At 38.0% G+C, this 7,011-nt stretch carries 8 protein-coding genes; 4 read left to right on the top strand and 4 right to left on the bottom strand.

Annotated elements, in window-relative coordinates; genetic code table 11:
• Positions 1-21: 21 nt before the first annotated feature.
• From dprA to ACRD7B_RS11505, 3 genes are all read right to left on the bottom strand, one after another.
• Positions 22-1,128 (bottom strand): DNA-processing protein DprA, encoded by a 1,107-nt coding sequence (dprA, locus tag ACRD7B_RS11515; protein ID WP_430824710.1) that lies wholly within the window; start codon positions 1,126-1,128, stop codon positions 22-24.
• Positions 1,129-1,218: 90 nt separating this feature from the next.
• Positions 1,219-1,812 carry an outer membrane beta-barrel protein gene (locus tag ACRD7B_RS11510; RefSeq protein WP_430824709.1) on the bottom strand — a complete coding sequence of 198 codons (594 nt, stop codon included), beginning with the start codon at positions 1,810-1,812 and terminating at the stop codon, positions 1,219-1,221.
• A 6-nt stretch (positions 1,813-1,818) separates the two neighbouring features.
• Positions 1,819-2,286, bottom strand: coding sequence for a hypothetical protein (locus tag ACRD7B_RS11505; protein WP_430824708.1), 468 nt, complete (start codon positions 2,284-2,286; stop codon positions 1,819-1,821).
• Positions 2,287-2,482: 196 nt separating this feature from the next.
• On the opposite strand from ACRD7B_RS11505, the gene aroB reads away from it, so the two are divergent.
• Together aroB and ACRD7B_RS11495 are read left to right on the top strand one after the other, a co-directional pair.
• A complete protein-coding gene (gene aroB, locus ACRD7B_RS11500; protein WP_430824707.1) occupies positions 2,483-3,553 on the top strand; it encodes a 3-dehydroquinate synthase in 1,071 nt (356 codons plus the stop codon).
• A gap of 14 nt (positions 3,554-3,567) precedes the next feature.
• On the top strand, positions 3,568-4,797 hold the full coding sequence (locus tag ACRD7B_RS11495; protein WP_430824706.1) for a 3-phosphoshikimate 1-carboxyvinyltransferase: 1,230 nt from the start codon (positions 3,568-3,570) through the stop codon (positions 4,795-4,797).
• 147 nt (positions 4,798-4,944) lie between these two features.
• On the opposite strand, the gene ACRD7B_RS11490 is transcribed toward ACRD7B_RS11495, so the two are convergent.
• On the bottom strand, positions 4,945-5,421 hold the full coding sequence (locus ACRD7B_RS11490) for a hypothetical protein (RefSeq protein WP_430824705.1): 477 nt from the start codon (positions 5,419-5,421) through the stop codon (positions 4,945-4,947).
• Positions 5,422-5,624: 203 nt separating this feature from the next.
• Here ACRD7B_RS11490 and ACRD7B_RS11485 point away from each other — a divergent pair, with 203 nt between their 5' ends.
• Together ACRD7B_RS11485 and ACRD7B_RS11480 are read left to right on the top strand one after the other, a co-directional pair.
• On the top strand, positions 5,625-6,254 hold the full coding sequence (locus ACRD7B_RS11485; protein WP_430824704.1) for a DUF4136 domain-containing protein: 630 nt from the start codon (positions 5,625-5,627) through the stop codon (positions 6,252-6,254).
• 27 nt (positions 6,255-6,281) lie between these two features.
• Positions 6,282-6,875, top strand: coding sequence for a porin family protein (locus ACRD7B_RS11480; RefSeq protein ID WP_430824703.1), 594 nt, complete (start codon positions 6,282-6,284; stop codon positions 6,873-6,875).
• Positions 6,876-7,011: the final 136 nt, after the last annotated feature.

Raw genomic sequence — 7,011 nt, 5'->3', positions numbered from 1 at the left:
TCGTACTAAGTAATTAAAATACTACAGCAACCTAAATGCATTACCTGGCAAACATTTTATCAATCCTGCAAACTCAAGTGATAACATACTAGCACTCACCTTACTTATCGGTAAGGAACTTTGCATACTTAGCTCATTAGCTGTTAACTCCTTGCTCGTTAGCAATAGCTTGTATAAAATTTCTTCTTCTTCGCTTTTAAAATCATTAAACAGTCTAGCTTGCTGCGGTTTCGTTTTAGCAACACTCTCCCACCCCAATGCATATTCCAAATCATCAACTCCCTCGATAAGCGCAGCAATATTTCGCTTGATTAAATAATTTCCTCCTTTACTTAACTCAGCATTTACATCTCCCGGAAATGCCAATACATCCCGATTGTAGGATTGAGCAATTCGTGCTGTAATGATCGCTCCACCCTTAATCCCCGACTCAAGAACCAACAAGGCATCAACCATACCAGCTACAATACGGTTTCGACGCACAAAATTTGGCCTATCCGGATTGGTATCAGACATAAATTCAGTTATCAGACCTCCATTCTCTAACATTTGCTTCGCCGTATTGCGATGCAAGCTGGGATAAATCCGATCCAAACCATGTGCCAGCACACCATAAGTACTTAAATTATTCTGCACCGCAGCCCTGTGAGCACAAACGTCAATACCATAAGCCAAACCACTAACAATAACAACATCTGAATAGCGCTTTGCAATATCTGCAACCAATGTTTCACAGTTTATCTTAGCCTGTTCAGAAGCCTTTCTTGTTCCAACAACCCCAATAACCTTAGTCCTATCCCAACAATTAACACCTTTTGTATATATCAACAATGGTGCATCTTCACAATAAGCAAGGCGTTTGGGAAAGCTTTCGGAGGTAAAGAAATGAGCATCAATTGCATGTTTATCAATAAATTCCAATTCCTTTTCGGCACGCTCAATAACGTCTGACTTACGAATTGCACTAGCCGTAATTGAACCAATTCCTGGTATTTTTAAAAGGGAGGAAACACTCTGTTTAAACACATCTTGCTCGTTACCAACATAAGCTATCAAGTTCCTTGCTAACTTAGGGCCGATCCCTTTTATTAGGCTAATGGCAATCTGATATTTTAAACAATCGGTCAAGTTTGTGTATTTATCCGATTAAGATATTGATAAATACACAAACGACAAAGAATTTTCGTCGGAAATAATTAATAATAAGCCAAATATACCTTAAAACTGCCAGGAAAGTCCGGTGGTAACTAAACCAAGATTTGTTCTTCCTACTTCAACCAACATGCAAAAGTCATCGGTCAAGAAGTAACGAACGCCAATAGCTGGTCGGATGCGAAAGCTCAAATCAGATGTTTCAGAACTCTTAAATACTTTCCTTTCTTCATCCCACACGTTCTCTTCACTATTTCTATCCAATTCCAGTAAAAAACCAGCATTTAAGTAGAAATCCCAATCTCCCAGAAAAACAGAATAATTGCTCCACTTTTCAATAAGCCCGGCAAAATGAAAGGATCCAATTCCACCAAAAGCGAGAGTTGAAAATCGATGTACATTTGAATTTAATGTGTCGTTGGTAAATTTATCATGACTAAAACCCAAGGTAACACCAGTGCTCAAGTACTGATTCAAACCATATTCGAGTGTCATGGATATGGGTGGAACTTTAGAGATACTATACCCCGACCAATCGTCTTTATCGCTATAATCAGCAAAGGAAATTTTTGGGCTCAGATACCAATCTCCAACCTTATATTGAGCACTTATACAATGACACATAAGCAATAAACCAACAAGAAGAAGCGAGCGCATCATTACTCTTTAATTTGAGTGTTTAATACTTTTAATATAGGCATTTAATTTGTCGATCTGCTGCGCATTACATGCTCCTAAACCAACAGATGGAAACAAAGCCAACCTTCCATTAACAACCCCACTAATTACCAAGCGTCTTCCAATTGGACCTATACCCTTCGCCAATTTAATTTTCTTTATCTTATCAACGGGTAATAATATGCGCTTATACTGTCTACCGAATGGAAATAAGTTATAGTACTTCACATCTATTCGCTGTTCCGAAGCTTCCACTTCAACATAACAGAATCCCCCAAAATAGAAAACAAGCCCGGAAAGAAGTAAATAAATCCATGCACCTATCTCCAAACTTTGAATGCGTTCATCTAAAATTAAATAATACAAACCGATACATACCACGGCACTTAGAAAGATAAAAGACAAGAGCAAACCAACTGGTGACACTTGTTTTTTATTATTGAATTGAAGATTCATAAACTTTTCTTATTTGTTAAACAAAACAGCATTAGTGACTGAAAATAGTTCAAACATAAATCATTAGCAACTAACGATTCAACATCAGAACAAATACCTCACTAATAAACTGCAACTTATACTTAATCACAACTAAAAACTTATTCTCAATTGGCAAATTTAACTAAATTTGCAGTTCATTTTTAAAAGCAGGTCAATGTTTCCATTACTTTCTAAAGAATCCAATGTTTTCATTGTTGAAAATCTTAAACGAGATATCGAACATCTTATTGAAGGGTTTCCAAAAGACAAAGTCTTTTTATTATCTGATCAGAAGGCCTTTGAACATTGTTTTTCAAAAATTGAAAACGTTAAAGGTTTATCAAAGGATCGAATGGTGATCATTCCTGATGGAGACGACAACAAAGGGCTCCAGACCATTGAAAAAGTTTGGCACATGCTAAGCCATGGTGGTGCCGACAGGAAATCTGCACTGGTAACACTTGGAGGAGGCATGCCTTGCGACCTTGGAGGATTTGCAGCTTCAACCTTCAAACGAGGTATTCAATTCATAAATATCCCAACCACATTGCTTGCTCAGGTCGATGCCTCAATAGGCGGAAAAACGGGGATTAACTTTGAAGGATTTAAGAATGAGATTGGCGTATTTAATCAAGCCAGTGCAGTATTAATTGATACAGATTTTCTTGAAACGCTTGATAATACCAATATTATTTCCGGCTTTGCCGAAATGATTAAACATGCCTTTATTTACTCTTCGAAACGATGGGAGCAATTGAAACAATACGACATCAGCAATCCTGATCTTGCTGCCTTAAAAGATTTAGTGGCTGATTCCATCCGCATAAAAGATCACTTCGTACAGAATGATCCAACCGAAAATCACATTCGCAAAGCCCTTAATTTCGGGCATACTTTCGGACATGCTTTTGAAAGTCTTGCCATGCATCAGAACCGCCCAATCCTCCATGGCTATGCAGTTGCCTTTGGTATGATTTGCGAATTATACCTATCGCACATACGACTAGGATTCCCAATGGCACAAGTCATTGAAATTGCTGATCAATTAGAAAAAATATACGGTCACTTTGAATTTGGCAAAGACGACTATGATGAGTTGTATAAATTGATGACACACGACAAAAAGAACGAAGACAACAGAATTAACTTTACACTTTTAGAGGAAATTGGCAAAATACAGATTAACTGCAGTGCTTCAAACAAAGAAGTAATGGATGCACTCTATTTCTACAATAACCTCAAATAAGAAACACACCTACAATGGCATACCTGTTAAGCAAATCGAACCAGCCAGAACAAATTAACATTTCGCTACCGGCATCTAAAAGCATAAGCAACCGCTTACTTTTACTAAACGCACTTAGCTATAGCGCTCTGGAAATAAAAAACCTATCTGATAGCGACGACACCAGAGTTATGCTCAATGCACTTAATGCGGATAGCAACCATTTTGATGTTGGTGCCGCTGGTACATCCATGCGCTTTTTAACCGCTTTTTTATCAAAGATAGTTGGCGAGTGGACTATTACCGGATCTGAGCGAATGAAACAGCGCCCAATTAAAACCTTAGTTGATGCCCTTAATCAACTTGGTGCCAAAATTGAATACATCGAAAAAGAAGGTTACCCTCCATTACGCATTTTTGGAAGCGCATTAGAAGGTTGCGACCTGGAATTACCTGGCGATGTTAGTAGTCAGTATATCTCAGCCCTGCTTATGGTTGCACCTACTATGAAAAACGGTTTAAACCTGACCTTAACGGGAGACATTATTTCGAAGCCATACCTAAACATGACTTTGGCCTTGATGAAAGAATTTGGCATAACAGCAAACTGGTCGGGTAATACCATCAAAATACCTCAAGCCGACTACAAACCATTAAAAACAAGTGTTGAATCAGATTGGAGTGCTTCAAGTTATTGGTACGAAATTGCAGCTCTTTGCCCTGACATGGAAATAACACTTAAAGGATTAAAGAAACAAAGCTTACAAGGCGACTCAAACGTTCAATTCATATTTGACTCCCTAGGTGTAAAAACACGTTTCTCACAAAAAGGAGTTACGCTTAGCCAACATGGCTCAATGGTTAAAAAACTAAAGTACGATTTTGTAAACGAACCTGATTTGGCACAAACAGTGGCCGTTACATGCTGCTTGTTGAATATACCATTTCACTTTACAGGTTTACAAACCCTAAAAATTAAAGAAACAGATCGTATCTCAGCCCTCATTGCCGAATTAGCGAAATTAGGCTTTGAGCTCACATCAAACAATATCGACAACTTGATTTGGGATGGTAAAAAGAGTAAACTTGAAAATAAAGAGATTTCGATAGACACCTACAAAGATCACCGTATGGCAATGGCTTTTGCACCTGCAATACTAAAAGAGAACAATGTGCTTATTAACGACCCAATGGTTGTTACCAAGTCCTACCCTCTTTACTGGCAAGACCTTGAAACCATTGGAATCAAACACGAAACTAAATAAAAAGCTCTGCGAACAAAACAAGGATGACATCTTTCCCGCTATAACTTAAGAAAGATGTCATCCTTGCTTTCATCATCACTTAACAAAAGCATATAACAAAAAGCTCCGTCAACTTAATGCTGACGGAGCTTTTTAGTATCCATTATCTTATTTTTTAACTTCCGGTATTACTATAGGCATACCCTCATTTAATGAAGCTGTTACCATAGTGTTAATGTATTGGTCCAGTTGATAAAACTGTGCTGCCACCTTAACACCCATTTTCTTCTTATAAAGCTTATAATACTTTATACGTACATCACGACGCTTTTTCTGAAGCTTAATGGCTTCCATTATTTTTGTATGCATTTCGTCCTCACTTAAAACACCTTCAGACTTAATAATCTCGCGCATCAGCTTAATACGTGCATCTGAACTTGGCTTCAACTCATTCTCATAGGCATCGTATATCTCCCAAAAAGGGGCAGCCTCACTTGTGGTCAGCTCTATATTCTGAGCGAAATACACCTTTACCTCCGACTTCAGAATCGATCTCATCAAGCCAACTTCTTCATCTGACATTTGAGCCACAGAAGAGGCAATACTAAACATCCCAACTATGGCGGCTAAAACTAATTTTCTCATTTTAATACGTTTTATTTTTAAGTTTGATTTATAAACAAAAGTAGCAGAGAAATGTTGTACTTTCGTACTTTGACAAGGAAAAAATCACTATTTTCCAGTAATTTTTAAAATAATAAACCTTAATATAACATTTAAACTTATGAAACGAGCCAAGGTATAATATAGACTTGGCGAGTTACATCTGAACTAAAAAAGCAAAACAGATGAGAACAAAAATGAATTTTTTAGCGATAGCAGCCCTAATCTTTATGGTTAATGCATGCTATCCTGGAGGAGCTGAGTATGTTGATGAACTAGACACAACAATCTCAAAGTTTGACCCAAACTACAAGTGGAATACATTAGATGTTAAAACCTACATCATGCCTGAGGCGATTCTTCACCTTAAGGATGGTGATCCTGTTGACGATCCTAATGATGAGTACGATGCTGAAATAATGAAGCAGGTACGCGAAAATATGAACGCACAAGGCCTCGAAGAATACGAAGGAGAAGATCCATCGCAGGCAAATTTAATTGTTGCACTAACTTTGATAGAGCAAAACAACACTGGAGCAGCCTGGTATCCTGGCGGTGGCTGGTGGGGCGGTTGGTACCCTGGCTATCCCGGTTGGGGATGGGGAGGCTACTACCCATGGTACCCTGTTTACTACAACTACAAAACAGGCTCATTCATGATGGAATTAGGCAACATGGAAGCTGCTGAAGATGATGAAGTACCAAGTATTTACATTGGAGCTGTAGATGGATTATTGCAAGGTAGCACTGAATACTTGCAAAACAGAATTGATCGCGGAATCGATGAATTATTCAATCAAGATCCTTTTAACTAGTCACTTAACCTCTTTAAAATAATTACAATGAAAGCTATTAAATATATATTTATTATAGCACTTACCATGGTGACGTTTGGGGCAAGTGCACAGAACAAGACAAACCTACACTACAGTATGGCTGTACCGATGGGAGATACAAAGGATTTCATCGAGAAAACCAGCTTTAGAGGTATGCTTCTTGAATTTGAAAAATTAATTCAGCCAAACATTGGTGTGGGTGTTCAATTAGGATGGAATACTTTTTACGAAGCAAAACCTAGAGCAACTTACCCTCTCGACAATGGAGCAATAACAAGTAATCAATATCGCTACCTGAACACCATTCCAATTCACATCACAGGTAAATACTATTTTGCTGGAGATGATGCTACCATTCGTCCATTTGTTGGATTAGGTGCAGGTACAAACTACACCGAACAACGTAATGACAATGGTCTATTCAGTGTAAAAGATAATGGTTGGGTAATGGCAGTAGCTCCCAAAGCAGGCGCTCTTATTCCGATGAGCTATAGCACCAGTTTATCAGTAAGTTTTGACTACAATATGTCATTTAAATCTTCGAAAGTACCACAACAAAGTTGGTTAGGTATTAATGTGGGGCTTAGTTTCGACTACTAGGAAATATAAATAATGGATGAGCTGTCTCAAAAGTGAATTTTAAATCCAGACAACTTATAGATTAAAACTTAACCTTTATTTCTACCCCTCCAAACCTCCCCTAAAGTGGAGGCTTAAGTCCCCTTCAGGGGATTTA

The sequence above is a fragment of the Carboxylicivirga fragile genome (genome assembly GCF_050589805.1).
Lineage (GTDB): Bacteria > Bacteroidota > Bacteroidia > Bacteroidales > Marinilabiliaceae > Carboxylicivirga > Carboxylicivirga fragile.
Note: the sequence above shows the minus strand (reverse complement) of the source record. Positions and strands in the feature narration are given on the sequence as shown.